The sequence below is a fragment of the Ruegeria sp. AE4 genome, from assembly GCF_056542185.1.
Genome location: NZ_JBQFZK010000001.1, coordinates 15,207 through 34,108 on the forward strand (window position 1 = coordinate 15,207; position 18,902 = coordinate 34,108).

Annotated in this window: 25 protein-coding genes; 13 read left to right on the forward strand and 12 right to left on the reverse strand. The window is 56.9% G+C overall.

Features of this window, described 5'->3' with window-relative positions:
- The first annotated feature begins 26 nt into the window (after positions 1–26).
- Positions 27–635, forward strand: a complete 609-nt coding sequence (locus tag ACR0EK_RS00085) for a carboxymuconolactone decarboxylase family protein (RefSeq protein ID WP_480564101.1) — start codon at positions 27–29, stop codon at positions 633–635.
- A 70-nt stretch (positions 636–705) separates the two neighbouring features.
- Here the strand turns inward: ACR0EK_RS00085 and ACR0EK_RS00090 are convergent, their stop codons facing one another.
- Positions 706–1,584 carry an alpha/beta fold hydrolase gene (locus ACR0EK_RS00090; protein WP_480484210.1) on the reverse strand — a complete coding sequence of 293 codons (879 nt, stop codon included), beginning with the start codon at positions 1,582–1,584 and terminating at the stop codon, positions 706–708.
- Positions 1,585–1,705: 121 nt separating this feature from the next.
- On the opposite strand from ACR0EK_RS00090, the gene ppk2 reads away from it, so the two are divergent.
- Both ppk2 and ACR0EK_RS00100 read left to right on the forward strand, forming a co-directional pair.
- Complete coding sequence (ppk2, locus tag ACR0EK_RS00095; protein WP_480484209.1) at positions 1,706–2,629, forward strand: polyphosphate kinase 2; 924 nt, start codon at positions 1,706–1,708, stop codon at positions 2,627–2,629.
- A gap of 107 nt (positions 2,630–2,736) precedes the next feature.
- The gene (locus ACR0EK_RS00100; RefSeq protein ID WP_480565237.1) at positions 2,737–4,107 is read left to right on the forward strand and encodes an MATE family efflux transporter; all 1,371 of its coding nucleotides are present in this window, start codon (positions 2,737–2,739) and stop codon (positions 4,105–4,107) included.
- Here the strand turns inward: ACR0EK_RS00100 and ACR0EK_RS00105 are convergent.
- Both ACR0EK_RS00105 and ACR0EK_RS00110 read right to left on the reverse strand, forming a co-directional pair.
- Positions 4,104–4,505, reverse strand: coding sequence for a hypothetical protein (locus ACR0EK_RS00105; RefSeq protein WP_480473472.1), 402 nt, complete (start codon positions 4,503–4,505; stop codon positions 4,104–4,106). The two genes, ACR0EK_RS00100 and ACR0EK_RS00105, sit on opposite strands and share 4 nt — an antisense overlap.
- A 2-nt stretch (positions 4,506–4,507) precedes the next feature.
- Positions 4,508–5,710, reverse strand: coding sequence for a pyridoxal phosphate-dependent aminotransferase (locus tag ACR0EK_RS00110; protein WP_480484208.1), 1,203 nt, complete (start codon positions 5,708–5,710; stop codon positions 4,508–4,510).
- Between the two features lie 92 nt (positions 5,711–5,802).
- Between ACR0EK_RS00110 and ACR0EK_RS00115 the strand changes: the two genes are divergently transcribed.
- The 3 genes from ACR0EK_RS00115 (at position 5,803) to ACR0EK_RS00125 (ending at position 7,025) form a co-directional block, all read left to right on the forward strand.
- Positions 5,803–6,195, forward strand: coding sequence for a helix-turn-helix domain-containing protein (locus ACR0EK_RS00115; RefSeq protein WP_267366820.1), 393 nt, complete (start codon positions 5,803–5,805; stop codon positions 6,193–6,195).
- 29 nt (positions 6,196–6,224) lie between these two features.
- Entirely contained in the window at positions 6,225–6,449 is a 225-nt protein-coding gene (locus ACR0EK_RS00120; RefSeq protein ID WP_480565240.1) for a succinate dehydrogenase assembly factor 2, read from the forward strand.
- A 78-nt stretch (positions 6,450–6,527) separates the two neighbouring features.
- On the forward strand, positions 6,528–7,025 hold the full coding sequence (locus ACR0EK_RS00125) for a MarR family winged helix-turn-helix transcriptional regulator (protein WP_480484207.1): 498 nt from the start codon (positions 6,528–6,530) through the stop codon (positions 7,023–7,025).
- Here ACR0EK_RS00125 and ACR0EK_RS00130 read toward each other — a convergent pair whose 3' ends face one another.
- Genes ACR0EK_RS00130 through ACR0EK_RS00140 form a run of 3 tightly spaced genes read right to left on the reverse strand, consistent with a single transcriptional unit; the run spans position 7,026 to position 8,862 of the window.
- Entirely contained in the window at positions 7,026–7,739 is a 714-nt protein-coding gene (locus ACR0EK_RS00130; protein ID WP_480564105.1) for a DUF1194 domain-containing protein, read from the reverse strand.
- A complete protein-coding gene (locus ACR0EK_RS00135) occupies positions 7,736–8,437 on the reverse strand; it encodes a DUF1194 domain-containing protein (RefSeq protein WP_480564108.1) in 702 nt (233 codons plus the stop codon). The genes ACR0EK_RS00130 and ACR0EK_RS00135 overlap by 4 nt, the downstream gene beginning before the upstream one ends.
- The gene (locus ACR0EK_RS00140) at positions 8,434–8,862 is read right to left on the reverse strand and encodes a VOC family protein (RefSeq protein WP_480564111.1); all 429 of its coding nucleotides are present in this window, start codon (positions 8,860–8,862) and stop codon (positions 8,434–8,436) included. Before ACR0EK_RS00140 ends, ACR0EK_RS00135 begins: the two co-directional genes overlap by 4 nt.
- Positions 8,863–9,038: 176 nt before the next feature.
- On the opposite strand from ACR0EK_RS00140, the gene thyX reads away from it, so the two are divergent.
- Entirely contained in the window at positions 9,039–9,947 is a 909-nt protein-coding gene (gene thyX, locus ACR0EK_RS00145) for an FAD-dependent thymidylate synthase (protein ID WP_480484204.1), read from the forward strand.
- A gap of 61 nt (positions 9,948–10,008) precedes the next feature.
- A complete protein-coding gene (locus tag ACR0EK_RS00150; protein ID WP_480564114.1) occupies positions 10,009–10,317 on the forward strand; it encodes a hypothetical protein in 309 nt (102 codons plus the stop codon).
- 84 nt (positions 10,318–10,401) lie between these two features.
- Here the strand turns inward: ACR0EK_RS00150 and ACR0EK_RS00155 are convergent, their stop codons facing one another.
- A complete protein-coding gene (locus tag ACR0EK_RS00155; RefSeq protein ID WP_008758035.1) occupies positions 10,402–10,608 on the reverse strand; it encodes a cold-shock protein in 207 nt (68 codons plus the stop codon).
- Between the two features lie 214 nt (positions 10,609–10,822).
- Between ACR0EK_RS00155 and ACR0EK_RS00160 the strand changes: the two genes are divergently transcribed.
- A complete protein-coding gene (locus ACR0EK_RS00160; protein WP_480484202.1) occupies positions 10,823–11,140 on the forward strand; it encodes an ArsC/Spx/MgsR family protein in 318 nt (105 codons plus the stop codon).
- Positions 11,141–11,181: 41 nt separating this feature from the next.
- A complete protein-coding gene (locus tag ACR0EK_RS00165; protein WP_480564117.1) occupies positions 11,182–11,550 on the forward strand; it encodes a hypothetical protein in 369 nt (122 codons plus the stop codon).
- 1 nt (position 11,551) lies between these two features.
- Here the strand turns inward: ACR0EK_RS00165 and ACR0EK_RS00170 are convergent, their stop codons facing one another.
- The 5 genes from ACR0EK_RS00170 to thrS all read right to left on the reverse strand — a co-directional run bounded on the left by ACR0EK_RS00170 (position 11,552) and on the right by thrS (position 16,237).
- Positions 11,552–12,070, reverse strand: a complete 519-nt coding sequence (locus tag ACR0EK_RS00170) for a DoxX family protein (RefSeq protein ID WP_480504609.1) — start codon at positions 12,068–12,070, stop codon at positions 11,552–11,554.
- Positions 12,067–12,828: an HvfC/BufC family peptide modification chaperone gene (locus ACR0EK_RS00175; protein WP_480564120.1), complete on the reverse strand. Its 762-nt coding sequence runs from the start codon at positions 12,826–12,828 to the stop codon at positions 12,067–12,069. The genes ACR0EK_RS00170 and ACR0EK_RS00175 overlap by 4 nt, the downstream gene beginning before the upstream one ends.
- Complete coding sequence (bufB, locus tag ACR0EK_RS00180; RefSeq protein WP_480564123.1) at positions 12,825–13,682, reverse strand: MNIO family bufferin maturase; 858 nt, start codon at positions 13,680–13,682, stop codon at positions 12,825–12,827. The genes ACR0EK_RS00175 and bufB overlap by 4 nt, the downstream gene beginning before the upstream one ends.
- A 72-nt stretch (positions 13,683–13,754) precedes the next feature.
- Positions 13,755–14,057, reverse strand: coding sequence for a BufA1 family periplasmic bufferin-type metallophore (locus tag ACR0EK_RS00185; protein WP_267365389.1), 303 nt, complete (start codon positions 14,055–14,057; stop codon positions 13,755–13,757).
- Positions 14,058–14,278: 221 nt separating this feature from the next.
- Entirely contained in the window at positions 14,279–16,237 is a 1,959-nt protein-coding gene (gene thrS / locus ACR0EK_RS00190; protein ID WP_480564126.1) for a threonine--tRNA ligase, read from the reverse strand.
- A 211-nt stretch (positions 16,238–16,448) separates the two neighbouring features.
- Here thrS and ACR0EK_RS00195 point away from each other — a divergent pair, with 211 nt between their 5' ends.
- Genes ACR0EK_RS00195 through ACR0EK_RS00205 form a run of 3 tightly spaced genes read left to right on the forward strand, consistent with a single transcriptional unit; the run spans position 16,449 to position 18,846 of the window.
- Positions 16,449–17,198 carry an alpha/beta fold hydrolase gene (locus tag ACR0EK_RS00195; protein WP_480484197.1) on the forward strand — a complete coding sequence of 250 codons (750 nt, stop codon included), beginning with the start codon at positions 16,449–16,451 and terminating at the stop codon, positions 17,196–17,198.
- Entirely contained in the window at positions 17,198–18,190 is a 993-nt protein-coding gene (locus ACR0EK_RS00200; RefSeq protein ID WP_480484196.1) for an alpha/beta hydrolase, read from the forward strand. Before ACR0EK_RS00195 ends, ACR0EK_RS00200 begins: the two co-directional genes overlap by 1 nt.
- Positions 18,191–18,231: 41 nt before the next feature.
- Positions 18,232–18,846 (forward strand): hypothetical protein, encoded by a 615-nt coding sequence (locus ACR0EK_RS00205; protein ID WP_480484272.1) that lies wholly within the window; start codon positions 18,232–18,234, stop codon positions 18,844–18,846.
- Positions 18,847–18,902: the final 56 nt, after the last annotated feature.

Consider the following 18,902-nt stretch of genomic DNA (forward strand, 5'->3'; position numbering starts at 1 on the left):
GATCCCGGTAAAGCGGAGGTGAATAAATGAGCTGGATCAGAACCGTTCCGTTCGAAGACGCGACTGGAAAGTTGAAGAAACTCTACGAACGCGTGACCGGGCCGAACAATAACGTAGACAACATCATGATGGCACACAGCCTTCGACCGCATTCGATGGAAGGCCATATGGCCATGTACAAGGCAGTGCTGCATCATTCGGGCAACAAGATACCGAAATGGTTTCTGGAAGTGCTGGGGGTTTGGGTCAGCTCACTGAACCGGTGCGGGTATTGCGTCGAGCATCACTTTGCAGGTCTTCAGCGCTTGCTGGGTGATACGGTGCGTGGCAACGCGATCAGGGCAGCGATTGAGGCGCGCGATCCCTCGGCTGCACCGCTGGATGCGGCGCAAATGGCTGCGATGGATTATGCCCGCAAGCTGACCGAAGCGCCGGGCGATCTGGTCGAGGCGGATGTCAGCGCCCTGCGCGACGCGGGGTGGGATGATGGCGAAATCCTAGAGATCAATCAGGTTTGCTCCTATTTTTCATATGCAAACCGGACGGTTCTGGGGCTTGGGTGCTCAACCGATGGTGATGAGTTGGGGTTGTCGCCGAACAACTCTGACAACCCTGACGATTGGGGGCACCGGTAAGGTGCTACAGATATCGTTGGTGCTGCGACAAAGGCTGCCTGGCTTGCCGTTGCGCGCGGGTGGGGCCTGATTACGTCAGGCCAGTCCATTCCAGAATGGCCTGCGCCACGGCCCGCGGGTTTTGATGATGCAACCAATGATCGGTCCCAGGGATCGTGACACGGGTGAGGTGGGTGGCAAACGCCTCCAGCCCCTCAGTGGCTTCCGGTAAAAGGGCTTTGTCATCCGGCCCCCAAATCAACAAGTGCGGACACCTGACATGCAACCGGTCGAGCGGCAGGTCGGGCAGGTCTGTCGCGGGGACACCGGGTTTGGCGACAACCAACGGAGAGGCTCTGTACCAGTTCAGCATCGCCTGCAGCCGACCGGGTCGGGCCCATTCAGTGCGGTAGTCGGCCATGCGAGCTTCGGTCAACCAGTCCAGCCCCATACCATGGCGAAAGAACTGTTCCAGCATCGCAAAGTTGTTTTCGGACAGTTTTTGTGCGGCATCGGGTGCTCGCAGCAGATTGATATATTGCGAGGCTGTGGATTGTGCGCCACCTGAGGCCATGGCGCGTTGAAACGGCACCGGATGTACGCCGTTTGCAATGATTAACCGATCAACGAGTTCCGGGCGGAACATGGCAACGCCATAAGCCACCGATGCGCCCCAGTCGTGACCCAGCAGCGCAACTGGCGCGCCGCAGGTTTCAATCAGTGCGGCCATGTCTGTGACCAGTTGCGACAGGGTATAGTTCTGCACCCCTTCGGGACACCAGCTTTGGCCATAACCGCGCTGGTCCGGAGCAATACAATAAAAGCGTTCTGCCAGATGAGGCGCAAGATCGGCCCAGGCACCGCTGTATTCGGGGAAACCATGCAGCATCAATAATGGTGGCGCGGCTTTGTCGCCCCATGTCCTGACGTGGAAAGAATGGCCGTTCAGCTTGAAAAAAGACGTCTGCATTGGAACAAGGGATCCGCGCTGGAAATCATGGGTTTTTGAGGCATCTATTTGACACCAATCAAAGCGCATTTCCGAGCTTTCTGCTAGCCACCCTTCAGGACAGTAGAAAAGGACAGGATGTATGGACGCCATTGCCACGACCAACGCAGAACCCACCCAGATCAAGACCACGCTCACCAAAGACACCGACCCTTCAGCGCCCAGCCCCGAGAAAATCCGGCAGGCGTTTGAAAGTGGGAAATACCCCTATGGCCGCAAAATGGCCCGGTCGGTGTATGAGACGCAAAAAGCCAATCTGCAGGCCGAGCTTTTGAAGGTTCAGCTGTGGGCGCAGGAAACGGGGCAGCGGTTTGTCTTGTTGTTCGAAGGGCGCGATGCCGCCGGCAAAGGGGGTACGATCAAGCGGTTCATGGAGCACCTGAACCCGCGTCAGGCCCGTGTCGTTGCATTGAACAAACCCACCTGGGAAGAGAAAGGCCAGTGGTACTACCAGCGCTACATTCAAGAGATGCCGACCGTGGGCGAGATGGTGTTCTATGACCGGTCCTGGTACAACCGCGCGGGTGTGGAGCGGGTCATGGGGTTCTGCACGCCCAACGAATATCTTGAGTTCATGCGGCAAACGCCCGAGTTGGAACGGATGTTGGTGCGCTCGGGCATTCAGCTATACAAATACTGGTTCTCGGTTACACAGCAAGAGCAGCAACGCCGTTTCAAAAGCCGTGAAACCGACCCCTTGAAGCAATGGAAACTGTCGCCCATCGACAAGGCGAGCCTCAGCAAGTGGGATGATTATACCGAGGCGAAAGAAGCCATGTTCTTTTACACGGATACGGCTGACGCACCCTGGACGATTATCAAGTCAAATGACAAGAAACGCGCACGCCTGAACTGCATGCGTCACTTCCTGTCCTCGCTGGATTACCCTGGCAAGGATCACGATATCGTGTGCGAGCCTGATCCGCTGATCGTAGGGCAGGCGCATCACGTTATTCACCGGTCCGAGCATATTCTGGGCACCGCGTTGCATCCCGACGCCCGCTGAGCATCAAAATGCCCGGCCACAGGGAAAGGTCGGGCACCAAAGTCTCAATCTGAAATATTGCAGATCCGCTCTTGTCCCGCGCCAAAGCCGCGCATATGGCTGGAGCGATGACAAAGGTGATGACATACCCGGCCCATTTTCGGGCAATTGCCGTTCTCGGCCTGCCACTGGTTGGCGGTCATCTGGCGCAATACGCAATCGGCTTGACCGACACCATCATGCTGGGTTGGTACGGGGTCGAGGCGTTGGCGGCCGTTACCTTGGCCAACAGTTATTATTTCGTGTTGTTTTTGTTTGGTGCGGGATTTGGATGGGCCGTCATGCCCATGGTTGCCACAGCGGCGGCGGAAGGGGATGAAACCAGCATTCGCCGCTCGACCCGGATGGGGCTATGGTTGTCGTTGCTGTATGCCGTGGTTGTCATGCCCTTGCTGTGGTGGTCCTATCCGATCCTGATCGCCATGAAACAGGAACCGCAAATTGCTGAAACCGCAGCCGAATATCTGCGAGTTGCCGGTTGGGGATTGTTTCCGGCCCTCATTGTGATGGTGTTGAAAAGCTATCTGGCGGCATTGGAGCGAACGCAGATTGTTTTGTGGATCACAATTGCGGCGGCGGCTGTGAACGGGCTGACCAATTATGCGCTGATCTTCGGCAACTGGGGTGCCCCCGAACTGGGCGTGACAGGGGCGGCAATCGCCTCAATCACGACACAAGTTGTTTCGCTGATCGCGGTCGTTATCTATGTGATCCGGACGTTGCCGGAGCACAGCCTATTCCAACGGTTCTGGCGACCGGATTGGGAAATGTTTTCCAGCGTATGGAAGTTGGGTGTACCCATCGGCTTGACCACATTGGCCGAAGTTTCACTGTTCGCGACTTCTGCGGTGATGATGGGCTGGCTGGGTCAGGTCCCGCTGGCTGCGCATGGGATCGCCCTGAATCTGGCTTCAGCCACTTTCATGGTTCACCTGGGGTTATCAAATGCGGCGACCATCCGGGCTGGCAATGCGCTGGGTCGTCGGGACAGGGCGCATCTGGAAAAGGGCGCAATTTCCGTGACTGGTATGTCGCTGGTCATGTCGGTGGCAACCATCATTCTGTTCCTGACCTGCGCCGAGCCTTTGATTTCCCTGTTCATGGAAACAGATGACCCGCAGCGGGGCCAAATCCTGACTATCGGTACCGGATTGCTTGCCATGGCGGCGTTGTTTCAGCTGGTCGACGGCGCGCAGGTGATTGCGCTGGGCCTGCTGCGCGGGTTGCAGGATGCCAAGATCCCAATGGTCATGGCGGCGCTCAGCTATTGGGTCGTAGGGATTCCCGCGTCGTATTATTTCGGCTTTGTCCGTCATATGGACGGCATCGGCGTCTGGCTGGGCCTGGTGCTTGGTCTCGCCTTCGCAGCCGTGCTTCTCATGACCCGATTCTGGATGTATTCGGTACAGCAGATACAGGCATCGGCCGAGCCCGCCTAGTCTTTGTCCAGCCGATCTGCCTTTTTTCGCACCAGTACCGTACGCAGGTCGTGCATGGCCATCAATAACCTGTCTGTCACATCCTCCAGCTGCGTGTCGCTTGCCTTGGACTGTGCCCATTGCGTGGTCAGATTCAGATAGTCGACCGCGCGATGGATATCGTCAATGTCGCGCTGGGCCAGCAGGGCCCGGCGCTCTTCCATCCATTGGGCAATCTCGGCCTGATCCCGGTCTGACAACGTCCGCTGCCCGTGCGGCTTGACCTCGCCATTGCGGATATTGATGACGGCAATCTGGTCCATCTCGATCCGGCGCTGACGGTTTTCCGTATCGATCCGAAACACCGCAGCACCGTTTTCACGTATGCGAAAGTAATACTCAGGCAGTTCGGCGGACATGGTCACCTCAGAGAAGCACAAAAACGCTGGATGCGGCTGCAAGCTTCGGTCAGTGCCGCGTCGGACGTAGCATAGCTGACGCGGAAATTCGGCGACAGGCCAAAGGCGGCGCCAAATACAACGGCCACGTCGGCCTCTTCCAGAAGTGCGGTTGCAAAGGCTTCGTCGTCTACCAGAACGGTCCCAGCGGGCGTCGTCTTCCCGATCAATCCGGCGATTGACGGATAGACATAAAAGGCCCCCTCGGGTGTGGGGCAGGTGACGCCATCAATCTCGTTCAGCATCCGAACCACCAGATCGCGCCGGCGCCTGAATGTCTCGTTATTCGGGGCCAGAAAATCCTGAGTTCCGTTCAGGGCCTCGACGGCAGCCCACTGACTGACCGAGCAGGGGTTCGAGGTGGATTGCGACTGGATCTTGCGCATGGCCGCGATGATTTCGACCGGACCGGCAGCATAACCGATGCGCCAACCGGTCATGGCATAGGCTTTTGAAACCCCGTTGCAGGTGAGGGTTCGGTCAAATAGGCCGGGTTCAACCTCGGCCGGGGTGCAGAACTCAAACCCGTCATAGGCCAGATGTTCGTACATGTCGTCCGACATGATCCAGACATGCGGATGACGCATCAGAACATCGGTCAGCGCCTTCAGTTCATCCCGACTGTACCCTGCGCCCGTTGGGTTCGAAGGCGAGTTAAAGATGAACCACTTTGTCTTGGGCGTGATGGCGGCTTCCAGTTGTTCTGGGGTCAGCTTGAAACTGTTTTCCAGCGTCGTCTCGACCACAACAGGGGTGCCACCGGCCAAAAGCACCATATCGGGGTAGCTGACCCAGTACGGTGCAGGGATGATCACCTCGTCGCCTTCATTCATCGTCGCCATCAGAGCATTGTACAGCGTTTGCTTGCCACCGGTCCCGACCGAGATCTGGGCCGGCGAATAGTCCAGCCCGTGGTCACGTTTCATCTTGGCACATGCCGCTTGTTTCAACTCGGGGATACCGTCCGGCGCGGTGTATTTGGTTTTGCCTGCTGCGATGGCCGCAACAGCGGCGTCTTTGATGTTCTGGGGCGTGTCAAAATCCGGCTCACCAGCGCTTAGGCCGATGACATCACGTCCGGCGGCCTTCAGCTCGGCTGCCTTGGCTGTCATGGCGATGGTGGGTGAAGGTTTGACGCGTGACAGTGTCGCAGACAGAAAACTCATGCTCGGCCTCGGTTTGTATGTTCAGCCCGACTGTCATAGGGTGCGTCCGAGTGACGATCAAGCAGTATAGACAATGTGAGATGGAGACCCGAATGAATGATGAAAACGACTGGTACGGTCCGGATTCTGCGACATTCGGAGACCGTCTGGCAGGCGCACGCGAAGCCGCGGGAATGACGCAGGCGCAACTGGCGCGGCGTCTTGGGGTCAAAAAGGCGACAATTTCAGATTGGGAAAACGATCTGTCCGAACCCCGGGCCAACAGGCTGTCAATGATGGCGGGCATGGTCAATGTCTCAATCATGTGGTTGTTGACCGGCGAGGGCGACGGCATGGATGCGCCCGTGGATGAGGGCGAAGGCGGGATGGAACTGTCCTCGGCCGTGGCCGAACTGCGCGCCATCCGTGCGGAAATGCGCGCCTGTTCTGAACGTGCAGCGCGTCTGGAAAAGAAAATGCGTCAGATGCTGGAGCAGAAGAATTGAGCGAACCCCGGGATGTGCGTATCAAGCGCATGCAAATGCGGTCGATGCGACGCGGCATCAAAGAGATGGACATTATCCTGTCCGCCTATGCGGGGCGCAACCTGGCCGACATGGATGCCGACGGTCTGGATGTCTATGACGCGCTGTTGCATGAAAACGATCAGGACCTTTATCAATGGGTTACAGGGCAGGTGCAGCCTCCGGCGCGATTTGCCAGCCTGATTGCAGACATAGCTCAAACCTTTCAGAAATAAGGCAAAGTTCCGCTTAACCGATTTTTCGGATTTTCGGTTCATCGTGTGTCAAACAGCGCGACTGAATCGGAGGGTCGGATGAGTATGGAAATGCAGGTCTCCACGCCAGAGACTAAGGGTTTCATAACCAGCTATCTTGAGGCGCTGGCCCTTGTGGAGCGACTGCACCGGTTGTTGCTGGATGTCATCAAGGATGAGTTTGAGCGCGTCGGCGTATTGGAAATCAATGCGGTTCAGGCGTTGTTGCTGTTCAATATCGGTGATCACGAAGTCACGGCAGGCGAGCTGAAAAGCCGTGGGTACTATCAGGGCAGCAATGTCAGCTATAACCTCAAGAAACTGGTTGAGATGGGCTATATGCACCACCAAAGATGCGAGATTGATCGCCGTTCAGTTCGCGTGCGCCTGACGCCGCAAGGCAGGGAAATCCGCAATATCGTGTCCAAGCTGTTTGCACGTCACGCCGAAGGCCTGCAAGGCAGGGGGGTGCTTGGGCTTGAAGGCATCGAAGATATCACCAGTTCGCTGCGTCGCGTTGAACGGTACTGGACGGATCAGATAAGGTATATCTATTGATCAGTGGCGGGCGTCAGACAGGACAAGACTGTCCAGCTCACGAAGAAGTTTGCGGGTCATGGCCTCTTCATACGCCTCAAAGCCCAGCGCCACTTCTACGAACGCGTTTGGCCCCAAAATGACCCAGGCTGAATAGTAAGCTGAAAGTTCACCGACCTGAACATATCTCCGATCACCTTCTTTCGGATCGTCGGCGCCGATCACCAGCCCGTTAATTGTGATCCCGTCATGTCGCAAACTGGCTTTCACATCACGTGGATGCGGTCCGAGGTTATGTTTGCCATCACCGGACAGATCCAGCGTACGGCGCCAGCACCCCCTTTGCTGATCAAGCAGGGAAGAGCCAAATAACATGGCCGACCCTAGCGCCGTTCCCTGCGGCGCTGTGCTGCGCGAGGTCCGGACCAAACGATCACTGATTGCGATCAGGTCGGCGGGGGACCGTACTTCTGTCCACTCCAACAGCATCCGTTCATGTCCCCGCTCGCTCCATTCGAAGATCGCCAGACGTAAGGAGGTTGCGCCGTCCGACAACATCAGCTGGCTGACTTCGGGGCGGCTCAGGGCCGACGCCAGCCCGTCCAGTTGCAGCCTGTATTCCCGGCTGTCCACCGAACCCGACACATCCAGCCCCAGCGCAAGGGCCTGCCGGCATTCGCCAAAGGCAGGTCCTGATATCAGGCAAGCCAGAAAGACGACCACCTGACGTATCATGGGCCTTCATTCCGTAATGCACCGATTTGCAGACCGCTCAGTTCCCGTTTCAGTTTCTTTCGCATGGCGCGCTCGAAATCTTCAAACCCGGTCGCAATCTCCAAAAAGGCGCCGGGCCCGTGCAGGACATTATTTTCGAAGAAAGGGATCAGGAACAATTCTCCCTCGAAATCGGCTGCGTTGATCACAAGCCCATTCACGACAGTGTTTTGAAAGGGAAAGTGCCGATAGGCGATCTGCGGCCCATAGCCATCGTTGTTCGTGCCGTCGCCGGACAGGTCAATGGTTTGAAACAAGCATTGCGGCGCTTGCTCCATAAGACTTGCACCGTATGCCAACGCATAGCCCATAGCTGTTGCCGATCCGCTGTCAGATCGGACGGATTGGCTGACCTGGCTGGATGCGAACAGCAGATCACCCACGTCATCGATCATTGTCCAGTTCAGGACGACATTTTGGGTTGAGCGGCCACTCCACTCATATACCGCCAGGGCAACGGGCATCGGTGAAGAAAAGAAGGCCTCTTGCACTTCGGGTGCAATCAAGGCGGCGGCTAACCCCTGCCGTTGCAACACATCTTCAGCCTCATCGACTGAAACGGAAATATCCATCGCCAAGGCCAGCGCCAAGCGGCATTGCTCGGCCTTAACAGGGCTGGCCTGAACGACCAGCCCAAACGCTATCAGCCAACGGATCACCAGTGACCACTGCTCTCCATGCTGGCCCAGGGTTCGGCTGGTTCCAGTGCTTCTCCATTCTGCAAAAGCTCAACCGAGATGTTGTCGGGCGATCGAACAAAAGCCATGCGACCATCCCTTGGCGGGCGATTGATCGTAACGCCATTGTTCTGAAGATGTTGGCAAACCTCGTAGATATTGTCGACACCGTAGGCCAGATGGCCGAAGTGACGGCTGTCGGCTGGCAGCGCGTCATCGCCGTCCCAGTTGTACGTCAACTCGATCGGCGCCTCTTCCTGTCCCGGAGGGGCCATGAAGATCAGAGAAAATCGGCCGGTTTCACTGTCATACCGACGTGTTTCTTTCAGACCCAGAAGCTCGTAAAATGCCATGGATTTTTCCAGATCCTTCACGCGGACCATGGTGTGAAGATATTTCAGCGCCATTTCGGCCATCCTTTTTCGACTCACATTGCCAAGAGCTTAGCGCTCCGCCTCGATGTGTCGATAGAGCCCTCGGCAGCAATTTGATTTTTGCGCCGGTTGCGGCATATATCGCGGTTCCTGTGTCGGGATCGGCGATATATAGTAGTGGGCGACTCATTGCCAGAAAGGAAGATTCGATGCCGCTGTCCCCTGACCAACAGGCCGAGATCGACGCGCAACGCGCGCAATCGCATCCCACGCGTCGAGTTGTCTCGGCGGGAATGGAAGACCACCTGTACACGGCGCATCAGGTTCTGGATCATGGCTTTGTCCGCGTGATCGACTATATGGGGGACGATGCGGCCATCTGTCAGGCTGCGCGCGTTTCATACGGCACAGGCACCAAATCCGTTCAGAATGACGAGGGGTTGATCCGGTATCTGATGCGGCACTGGCATTCCACGCCATTCGAAATGTGCGAAGTCAAATTGCATGTGAAATTGCCTGTGTTCGTGGCGCGGCAGTGGATCCGGCACCGGACCGCCAATGTGAATGAATACTCGGCACGGTATTCAATTCTGGATCGGGAGTTTTATATCCCAGCCCCAGAACATGTGGCGGCACAATCCGAAGTGAACAATCAGGGCCGTGGGGCAACGTTGGAAGGCGAAGAGGCCGCTCGCGTATTGGAAACCCTCAAGGCCGACAGCACGCGGTGCTATGACAATTACGAGTCCATGATCAGCCAGGACGGGCAACAGGGGCTAGCACGTGAACTGGCCCGCATGAACCTACCCGCAAACGTTTATACGCAATGGTATTGGAAGGTGGATCTGCATAATCTGTTCCACTTCCTGCGCCTGCGGGCCGACCCGCATGCTCAGTATGAAATCCGCGTTTATGCCGAGGCGATGTGCAAGATCGTCGCTGATTGGGTGCCGTTTGCGTATAAGGCGTTCGAGGATTACCGGCTGGGTGCGGTGAACCTGTCTGCCCAGATGGTCGAAAGCCTGCAACGCATGCTGGCAGGAGAGGCGGTCACGCAAGAAAACTCGGGGATGACAGCGCGCGAGTGGCGTGAGTTCGAGGCGATCATTCGCAAATAGAGCTGACGATCTGCATAGCTTTTGTCTATACGTGTAGTCATGGATTTGTTACACTTGTTCCATGGCCCGCATTTTGCATCTTGCTCTGTTATGTCTGTTTCTTGGTCTCGCCTTGCCTGCGCAGGCCAAGTCCCCCATAGCTGAGGTTTTGTGCGAACCGACGCCCCGGTTGCACCAGAAACTGGAAAGGCAGTTCGGTGCGCGGCGCGTGGCATCGGGTGTTCGCGGGCCGGAACAGATTATGGAAGTCTGGGCAAGTCAGCACGGGGACTGGACCATGGTTGTCACCTACGCGACAGGCACATCCTGCATCGTTGCCATGGGCGAAAACTGGAATACCCACGCCGACGCCAAGCCCGCGCGAGGGTAATGGAACGAAACCGGTGGGGGATGGATAACGGCCGGAAATTGGCCGTCATCCTTAATGATCAACCGCGTGTTTAGCGGGATGTCGTTACAGTGGTTTCAAATCAGCTGCCATTTGGCGGCCGTCGCGTCCGTCCTGCAACTCGTACGAAACTTTTTGGTTGTCTGCGAGTCCGGTGAGGCCGGACCGTTCTACGGCCGAGATATGTACAAACACATCTTTGCCCCCTTCGTCAGGGGCAATAAATCCATAGCCTTTAGTGGTATTGAACCATTTCACGGTGCCGGTTGGCATGTCCCGTGTCTCCTTCTACTTACGCATTGTCCCACAAATTGGTGGGGGCTGTGGTCAGCGTCACCACGAAAAAGTTGTTTTGGCACTGGCTGAACAGTCCAATTCGTGTGTTTCGCCTTTTTCAACATTGCACGGTGAAGTAAAAAATCAAGAATAACCGCAAGAAGCGGGCAAGATTGCTTAAAATCAAAGCATGGGCAGGAGCGTCAAAGACATGCAGCTTTATGGATTGAAAAACTGTGACACCTGTCGCAAGGCATTGAAATCGCTGCCAGACGTCAAATTTTCTGATGTACGCAGCGACGGTGTGCCGGGTTCGGTGCTGTCACGGGCCTTTGCCGAGTTCGGCAATGACTTGCTTAATACCAGATCGACGACATGGCGCGGATTGGACGAAACCCAGCGTGCCAAGCCCCCTTTGGAGCTTTTGAAAGAGCACCCGACCCTGATGAAACGCCCATTGATCGAAGTCGATGGCAGGCTGTTGTTGGGTTGGACAGCTGAAACCCGTGCTCAGCTTGGCATTTCCTGAACGGGTGCTTATCTGCGTGAAAGCTACAATGAGGATTTTCAATGCGTAATGCCGCAATGTTATTGGGTGTAATCGCCGGGTTGATCGGAATGATCGTCGGGTTCTTCGGCTATGCGAAGGTGGTCGTGGTCGACCATGTCGGTGAAATTGACGGAGTTCTAAGCCAGGTCGACAATCCCGATATGGTACAAGCCATTTCGATTATCGCGCCCTTGCTTGCAATCGCGGGCGGGGCCATGGCGCCAGCGCGCGCGTTGATTGGCGGGGTCTTGTTGCTGGGGTCAGCGGCTGCGATGTACTACGCCTTTGGTTTTGGTGTTTTCACCATGTTCCCGATCACATTTGCCGGGATCGCCGGGATACTTGGACTGGCCGCGGGAAAACCGGACCAGCCCAAGGCACATTTCTAAGTTACTTAAGGCGCAGGATCCGGTCGAGCGAGATCGGCCCTGCGCCGTTGATGACGATCACCAGCATCAGGAAGGTCCACATCGTGCGCTGATCCATCAGGGACGGCGCCGCGTCGAACAGGCTGCCCAGTTTCACGCCATGGCCGGTGACGTCGACAAGTGTCTGTACCCAGATAAAACCGATCATGCCCAAAGCCGCCAGACGCGAGAATAGTCCAACCAGAAGAAGGGTCGGAAGAACAAATTCGGCAATTGTTCCCATGAAAATGACGATGCGTTGGAAGAACGTCATTTGGGAGACGTCATAAAGAACAGCCTCGGCCGCTTTTGGGAATATCTGACCAAAGGCACCTGCCGAAGGCGAAAAGATCGATCCGTCGATCTTCAGCATGGCTGAGTTCCAGTAATAAACCAGAAGAACCGCAACAAAGACCAGTCGTGCCAGCGTAGGGGTCAACCAGCCAGACGCAAGGTCCAGTTTTCCCATGGTGTTATTGTAGGTTGAGATCAAAGCAGTCATGTCTCCAGCCTTTCGATAGTCACAGAGGTTATTGCACCGCCCTGCAACAGCAGTGCCAGAGTGGTTCCAAGATCAAATTCAGGCAGTTCGGCAGTCGTTTTTTCAAATGCTTCACCGATTGTGTCGCCGCTCAGCATATGGGCGATCCAATCTGCACCACCTGCCGGAAGCAGATTGGGTGTGGGATCGAATTCGGCGCGGGTGATCAACACATCCTCGGCCCGTGCATCCGGTTTCGGAGCATTGGTTTCCATGTTGAGGCGCCAGATTGCATGAATGGGCCAGTCCGAGCGGATCAACTGCATGGCCGGTGCAAACTGCAACCGGGCCTGCATGACCTGTTCGGGCTCGACCGCTAGGACATCTGCCGGTGCAGGTTCGCTGTCGGCGGCGTGGTAGGACTTGCGCAAGGCAATCTCCAACCGGGCCACGTCCGGCAGGTATCCAAGGTGGGAAAGTTGAGGCATTCCGGCCAGAAAATCAGGAAACGCCTCGCCATAAAACATCATCAGCGGAGAGGAGGGCGGATGTTGACGCAGGAAAATCCCGGCCAGCCCATCCATGTTCTGCGCCCCTAGCAACTTGGCAATCACGGGAAACGCCTGATGCATCGCCTCGGTCAGCGACACCGCAACATTGTTGCGGTACACGCTGAACCTGCGACCGGCAGGTCGCGCGCCGCCATCCAGTAATCCACCGGGAACGGGCGCTGACGCATCCATCATGGCCGCGCGGAATTCAGATTGCGAAACGCTCATACCGGTATCCGGTCCAGAGCGGATTGCGCGCGAACGGCCTCATTCCGCAGAACGGGCCAATCCGGCACATCCGTGTCCCATTCGATCAGAACGGGTTTTGGCCCCGAACGCTCCAGCACATAATCCAGCAGAGCCCACACCGGGTCGACCACTTCTCGTCCGTGATTGTCGATTAGCAGCGGATGACCGTGATCGTCTTCATCCTCATCATGGCCGCCAAGGTGAATTTCCGACACTTTTTCAAGCGGATAAGCGTCAATATAACCTTGCGGCGAGAAATCCAGATTGGTGGCTGAGACAAAGACATTGTTTACGTCAAGCAACAGGCCGCATCCGGTGCGCTTTGCAATCTCCCTCAGGAAATCAGGTTCGGACCAGGTGCTTTCCTCGAAGGCCAGATAGCTGGACGGATTTTCCAGCAGCATCTGCCGCCCGACAGTGTGCTGGACCTGATCGATATGTTCACAAACCCGCGCTAGAGTTTCGTCTATATAGGGCAGGGGCAGCAGGTCGTTGTAGAAATGGCTGTCATGGGTGGACCAAGCCAAATGTTCGGAAAAGCTTGCGGGGTTCAGCCAGCCGACCAAGTGTTTCAGCCGGGCCAGATGATCGGGGTCCAGCGCGCCTTCACCGCCAATGGACAGGCCAACGCCATGGACCGAGATTGGGAAATGTTCGGAAAGGTGGCGCAGCTGCGCCAAGGGCCGCCCGCCGTCGCCCATATAGTTCTCGGCATGGATCTCCAGCCATGCAACGGGCTGTGCGTGTTCAAGTATCTGAGCAAAATGCTGCGGCTTGTAGCCAACGCCCGGTGCTGCGGGCAGGCGGTTTGACCGGTGGCTGTCATCCAACATGGGCCAGTTCCTTGATCACGAAAGGGAAAGGGCGGGCGATGGTGCCCGCCCCTTGAAATCGTCAGGCCAATCTTATGCCGGCAGGTCGCGTTCCAGCGCTTCCAACGAACCTTTGCGCGGCGTGCCGTTTGCTTCCGCAGGCAGTTCGATGTCGGCGCAAGTGCCTGCGTCAACCAGGGTCCATGCGTTGCCCTGATAATCAACGGTCGAGGTGCCTGCGCAGGTGGTGCCGGGGCCTGCGGCACAGTCGTTCTGACCGGCCAGCGATACACCATAGCACTTTTCTTTTGCTTGTGCGCTGGCTGTGGTTGCGGCACCCGATACGGCGGCTGCGACTGCGGTTGCGATAACCAGGGATTTAGCTGTTTTCGACATCTCGGTAATCCTCTTGATGACTGGGTATGTCTGCTTGTGACAATGACAAAGGTAGTGGCTTGGTGGGCAGAGTTGAATTCACGAGCCCGTGTCTCACAAGCGCGTCATGGGGCGGCCTGCCCCCTTGCAGCGTAATACACTGTTTTTGATGAAGAAAGGGTGAAATGTTACAATCCGACCCCATATGAGGGGTCGGATTTTTTTGGATATGGTGCTGTTTGTTACAGCAGATCTGGCGGGGTGGCGGCGCGTGCCAGCTCATTTGTTACAGCATCAAGCGGTTGTACCTGGGTCTGTTTTTCACCCAGTCGCCGCACGCTAACGGTGCGTTCGTCAACTTCGCGGTGACCGACGGCCAGAATGACAGGTACTTTGCCGACCGAATGCTCACGGACCTTGTAGTTGATCTTTTCATTGCGGATGTCAGCCTCGGCCCGCACACCCGCAGAACGCAGGGTTTCGACCACTTCGGCGACATATTCGTCCGCGTCAGATGTGATGGACGCGACGACGACTTGACGCGGGGCCAGCCAGAACGGCAATTTGCCTGCGTGTTCCTCGATCAGGATACCGATAAAGCGTTCGAAGGATCCCAGCGTGGCGCGATGCAACATGACGGGGCGGTGCTTGGCCCCGTCTGCGCCGATATAGGTGGCGTCCAGCCGTTCGGGTAGAACGAAATCGACCTGGAAGGTGCCGCATTGCCAGTCACGCCCGATGGCGTCCGTCAGCACGAATTCCAGTTTCGGCCCGTAGAATGCACCTTCGCCCGGGTTCAGTTCCGGTTCGATCCCGGCGGCACGGGTGGCGGACAAAAGCGCCGCCTCGGCCTTGTCCCAGACCTCGTCCGATCCGGCGCGGGTTTCGGGGCGGTCAGAGAACTTCACCGAAAAATCCTCGAATCCCAGATCCTTGTAGATCACGCTGAGGAAACGGATGAATTCGGCGGTCTCCGCCTCGATCTGTTCTTCGGTTGAAAAGATATGGGCGTCGTCCTGCGTGAACCCGCGCACCCGCATGATGCCATGCAATGCGCCAGAGGGTTCGTACCGGTTGCACGATCCGAACTCGGCCATACGTAGCGGCAGGTCGCGATAGGATTTCAGACCTTGCTTGAAAATCTCGACATGGCAGGGGCAGTTCATTGGTTTGAGCGCGTTGACGGCCTTTTCGCGGGCATGTTCCTCGTCGACTTCGACAATGAACATGTTTTCCTGGTACTTGTCCCAGTGGCCTGAACGTTCCCAAAGCTTGCGGTCAACGACCTGCGGCGTGTTTACCTCCACATAACCACCCCTGCGCTGCTGACGGCGCATGTAGTCCTGCAACTGGGTGTAGATGGTCCAGCCATTGGGGTGCCAGAAAATCTGACCGGGGGCTTCTTCCTGCATGTGAAACAGGTCCATCTCGCGGCCCAGTTTGCGGTGGTCGCGCTTTGCGGCCTCTTCCAGCATATGCAGGTGGTCTTTCAGCTTTTCCTTGCCGGTGAAGGCCACGCCGTAAATGCGTTGCAACATCGCGCGGTTGCTGTCGCCGCGCCAATAGGCGCCAGCGATGGACATCAGCTTGAACGCATCACCGGGAACCTGACCGGTATGTTGCAGATGCGGACCGCGGCACAAATCCTGCCAGTGGCCGTGCCAGTACATGCGCAACGGCTCATCCCCAGGAATGGCTTCGATCAGCTCAACCTTATAGGGCTCATTGTTGGCCTTGTAGAACTCGATGGCCCGCTCGCGGTCCCAAACCTCGGTGGTGACTGGGTCGCGCTTGTTGATGATCTCTTTCATCTTTTTCTCGATGAGGCCAAGATCTTCGGGCGTGAACGGTTCTTCCCGGTCGAAGTCATAATACCAGCCGTTTTCGATAACGGGGCCGATGGTGACCTTGGTCGCAGGCCAGATTTCCTGCACGGCGCGGGCCATGATGTGGGCCAGATCGTGGCGGATCAGCTCGTTGGCCTGGACGTCATCCTTCATGGTGTGGATGGCAATCTGTGCATCGGCTTCGATGGGCCATTGCAGGTCCCAGTGTTTGCCGTCAACGGTGGCTGAGATGGCCTTTTTGGCCAGCGAACTTGAAATATCGGCAGCCACCTGCGCAGGCGTAACCCCTGCGTCATAGGAACGTGCGTTGCCATCTGGGAAAGTGAGAGAGACGGATTTTGAATCCAGGGCCATGTCGGCTCTCCTCGTCGGTTTGGCGCCCACTGAACGCCCGGTTGCGGGTTATTTGCGTCTGGCTGATGTGGCAGGTGGATATGCCTGTGTCAAGTGTAGGGGCGAGGGGCCAGCCCCTCGCGCTCCCCGGAGTATTTGAAAAAAGATGAAGTGGGCGGAATTGCACTCGGGGGTGGGGCGTGCATGATGCAGTAAAAGGAAAGAAGGTTTCATGGCAGCGACGAATTTTCTGGAGACGCCGCAGGGGCGGCGACTGGCTTATCACAAGACCGAAGGGGCAGGGCCGACCATCGTTTTTCTGGGTGGGCTCATGTCGGATATGGAAGGCACCAAGGCAGTCCATCTGGAAGCTTGGGCGCAGGCGCGGAGGCGGGCCTTTTTGCGGTTTGATTATTCCGGTCACGGCGAAAGCTCTGGTGCTTTCACGGATGGCTGCATTGGGGATTGGCATGAGGACACTGTTGCTGCGGTCGATGCCTTGACCAAGGGGCCGCTGATTGTTGTCGGCTCGTCCATGGGGGGGTGGCAGGCGCTTTTGCTGGCCAAGGCCATGCCGGACCGGATAGCAGGTATGGTCACGATCGCCGCCGCGCCGGATTTCACGGAAGATGGCTATTGGGCTTCATTCACCGATAACCAGAAAGCCGCCCTGGAAACGGTCGGGCATGTCGAGTTGCCGTCCGATTACATGGAGCCTTATATCGTCACCAAACGGATGATCGAAGATGGGCGGCAGCGTCTTGTTCTGCGCGACACGTTGAACCTGCCGTTCAAGGTTCGTTTCCTGCAGGGAACAGCGGATACAGCCGTTTCGACTGAAACGGCCGTTCGGTTGCTGGACCATGCAACAGGGCCGGACATGCAGCTTCTTTTAGTCAAGGATGCCGATCACAGATTCTCGGATGATGCATGTCTTGGCTTGATCGAGGCGGCGGTTCTGGATGTGTTGGGAGACGCGTAATGCGGCGTTTGGGATGGCTTCTGGGGCGCTTGTTCCTTGCGTTGATTGCCACCGGCGGCCTTGTCTACTGGTTTGGCCCGCGCGAAGAGGTGAACCTGCACCCAAGCTTTGATCCGCGCAAGTTTGGTGAGGGCGTACAGGTTTATTTCGAAAGCACCGAAGCCGCGTTTGACGATATCGTTCCGGGTGTCGAAAAACGAGTAATCTGGCAAGATGGCCATAACGAGCGGCGCACCCCGTATTCCGTTCTTTACATCCATGGCTTTTCAGCAAGTTCCGAGGAAATCCGGCCAGTACCAGACCTTGTAGCAGACGCGTTGGGGGCCAATCTGGTTTACACACGCCTGCAAGGTCACGGGCGAACCGGATCAGCCATGGCAGAAGGCACTGCCTCGGGCTGGATGCTGGACACTGCCGAGGGATTGGCAGCCGCACGTGCTGTTGGGGACAAGGTGATCGTGATCTCAACGTCGACCGGTGCGACGCTTGCAGCCGCCGCCGCTTTGGATGCCAGCCTCAGCAAAGATGTTGTCGGCATGGTCTTTGTCTCTCCCAATTTCGGGGTCAACACGTCTGTGGCATGGATCCCCACTTTGCCATGGGCAAGGGATTGGTTGCCGGTCCTGATGGGGGACGAACGCGATGTATCGGGGCCAGACCCGGAAAAGAACAAATATTGGTCTACCGTCTATCCGTGGGAGTCGGTCGTGCCGATGTCCGTTCTGGTCGAAAAAGTCTATGCGCTGGATTTCTCGAATGCCCTGGTGCCCGTGCTGTTCTGGTTCTCGGACAACGATCAGGTGGTGCGCCCTGACCGCACACACGAGGTCGCCAAAGCGTGGGGTGCGCCAACATCCGTCAAATTGGTGACAATGGGCCCTGAGGATGATCCGTCATCCCATGTTATTGCCGGTCGCCTGATGTCGCCAGGGCAGACCGACGCGGCTGTGGCCGGTATTCTGGACTGGCTAAAAGGGCTGGGGGTGGAATGATGGCGGCCTCGGGTCGAGGGACGATGCGTAAGCCGGGCAGTATGTGGAGCCTTGAGACGTTGGGGCGCGTTCGTCTGTCCCGGTATTTCTTCATGCGCGATTTCCTCTATTCCGAGATCGGGAACTTTCACCAGAAACAGAACATTCCAGACAACCCGGATCTGGCTATCGAGACAGGACGTGCGTTCTGCGAAACTCTGCTGGACCCGCTGGAAGAGACCTTTGGCAGGATCGCTGTGCGCTCGGGCTATCGCTCACCGTCGCTAAACAGGTTTGGCAATGAAAACAAACTGAACTGCGCCCGGAATGATCACCCGTTGGAATGCCACATCTGGGATCGTGGGGACGGGGATGCGCGGATTGCCGGGGCGTCTGTTGTAATTCCCTGGTTTGCGGATCAGTTTGCGCAGGGCCGGGATTGGCGGGATTTGGCATGGTGGATGCATGATCACCTGGATTATTCCGAAATCTGGTTTTTTCCGAAACTCTGCGCTTTCAATCTGGTGTGGCGCCCTAAACCGCAGCGGCGGATTGACAGCTACATTGCGCCACGCGGATGCCTTCTGAAACCGGGCGCTGAGCCCGAGGAAAGTGCGGCTTCACGACGGTCCCGCTATGCTGACTTTCCGGCTTTTCGGGCAATCGCCTATCCGTGACGTTCCGCTTGTTTGAATGTGATAAATTCTCAACCTGACTACAAACCCAAGGGCTC

Excerpts from the sequence above, each read along its gene's own strand:
- ACR0EK_RS00085 (WP_480564101.1), top strand. The coding sequence starts at position 27 with ATGAGCTGGATCAGAACCGTTCCGTTCGAAGACGCGACTGGAAAGTTG.
- ACR0EK_RS00090 (WP_480484210.1), bottom strand. The coding sequence starts at position 1,584 with ATGCAGACGTCTTTTTTCAAGCTGAACGGCCATTCTTTCCACGTCAGG.
- ppk2 (WP_480484209.1), top strand. The coding sequence starts at position 1,706 with ATGGACGCCATTGCCACGACCAACGCAGAACCCACCCAGATCAAGACC.
- ACR0EK_RS00100 (WP_480565237.1), top strand. The coding sequence starts at position 2,737 with ATGACAAAGGTGATGACATACCCGGCCCATTTTCGGGCAATTGCCGTT.
- ACR0EK_RS00105 (WP_480473472.1), bottom strand. The coding sequence starts at position 4,505 with ATGTCCGCCGAACTGCCTGAGTATTACTTTCGCATACGTGAAAACGGT.
- ACR0EK_RS00110 (WP_480484208.1), bottom strand. The coding sequence starts at position 5,710 with ATGAGTTTTCTGTCTGCGACACTGTCACGCGTCAAACCTTCACCCACC.
- ACR0EK_RS00115 (WP_267366820.1), top strand. The coding sequence starts at position 5,803 with ATGAATGATGAAAACGACTGGTACGGTCCGGATTCTGCGACATTCGGA.
- ACR0EK_RS00120 (WP_480565240.1), top strand. The coding sequence starts at position 6,225 with ATGCAAATGCGGTCGATGCGACGCGGCATCAAAGAGATGGACATTATC.
- ACR0EK_RS00125 (WP_480484207.1), top strand. The coding sequence starts at position 6,528 with ATGAGTATGGAAATGCAGGTCTCCACGCCAGAGACTAAGGGTTTCATA.
- ACR0EK_RS00130 (WP_480564105.1), bottom strand. The coding sequence starts at position 7,739 with ATGATACGTCAGGTGGTCGTCTTTCTGGCTTGCCTGATATCAGGACCT.
- ACR0EK_RS00140 (WP_480564111.1), bottom strand. The coding sequence starts at position 8,862 with ATGGCGCTGAAATATCTTCACACCATGGTCCGCGTGAAGGATCTGGAA.
- thyX (WP_480484204.1), top strand. The coding sequence starts at position 9,039 with ATGCCGCTGTCCCCTGACCAACAGGCCGAGATCGACGCGCAACGCGCG.
- ACR0EK_RS00150 (WP_480564114.1), top strand. The coding sequence starts at position 10,009 with ATGGCCCGCATTTTGCATCTTGCTCTGTTATGTCTGTTTCTTGGTCTC.
- ACR0EK_RS00155 (WP_008758035.1), bottom strand. The coding sequence starts at position 10,608 with ATGCCAACCGGCACCGTGAAATGGTTCAATACCACTAAAGGCTATGGA.
- ACR0EK_RS00160 (WP_480484202.1), top strand. The coding sequence starts at position 10,823 with ATGCAGCTTTATGGATTGAAAAACTGTGACACCTGTCGCAAGGCATTG.
- ACR0EK_RS00165 (WP_480564117.1), top strand. The coding sequence starts at position 11,182 with ATGCGTAATGCCGCAATGTTATTGGGTGTAATCGCCGGGTTGATCGGA.
- ACR0EK_RS00170 (WP_480504609.1), bottom strand. The coding sequence starts at position 12,070 with ATGACTGCTTTGATCTCAACCTACAATAACACCATGGGAAAACTGGAC.
- ACR0EK_RS00175 (WP_480564120.1), bottom strand. The coding sequence starts at position 12,828 with ATGAGCGTTTCGCAATCTGAATTCCGCGCGGCCATGATGGATGCGTCA.
- bufB (WP_480564123.1), bottom strand. The coding sequence starts at position 13,682 with ATGTTGGATGACAGCCACCGGTCAAACCGCCTGCCCGCAGCACCGGGC.
- ACR0EK_RS00185 (WP_267365389.1), bottom strand. The coding sequence starts at position 14,057 with ATGTCGAAAACAGCTAAATCCCTGGTTATCGCAACCGCAGTCGCAGCC.
- thrS (WP_480564126.1), bottom strand. The coding sequence starts at position 16,237 with ATGGCCCTGGATTCAAAATCCGTCTCTCTCACTTTCCCAGATGGCAAC.
- ACR0EK_RS00195 (WP_480484197.1), top strand. The coding sequence starts at position 16,449 with ATGGCAGCGACGAATTTTCTGGAGACGCCGCAGGGGCGGCGACTGGCT.
- ACR0EK_RS00200 (WP_480484196.1), top strand. The coding sequence starts at position 17,198 with ATGCGGCGTTTGGGATGGCTTCTGGGGCGCTTGTTCCTTGCGTTGATT.
- ACR0EK_RS00205 (WP_480484272.1), top strand. The coding sequence starts at position 18,232 with ATGTGGAGCCTTGAGACGTTGGGGCGCGTTCGTCTGTCCCGGTATTTC.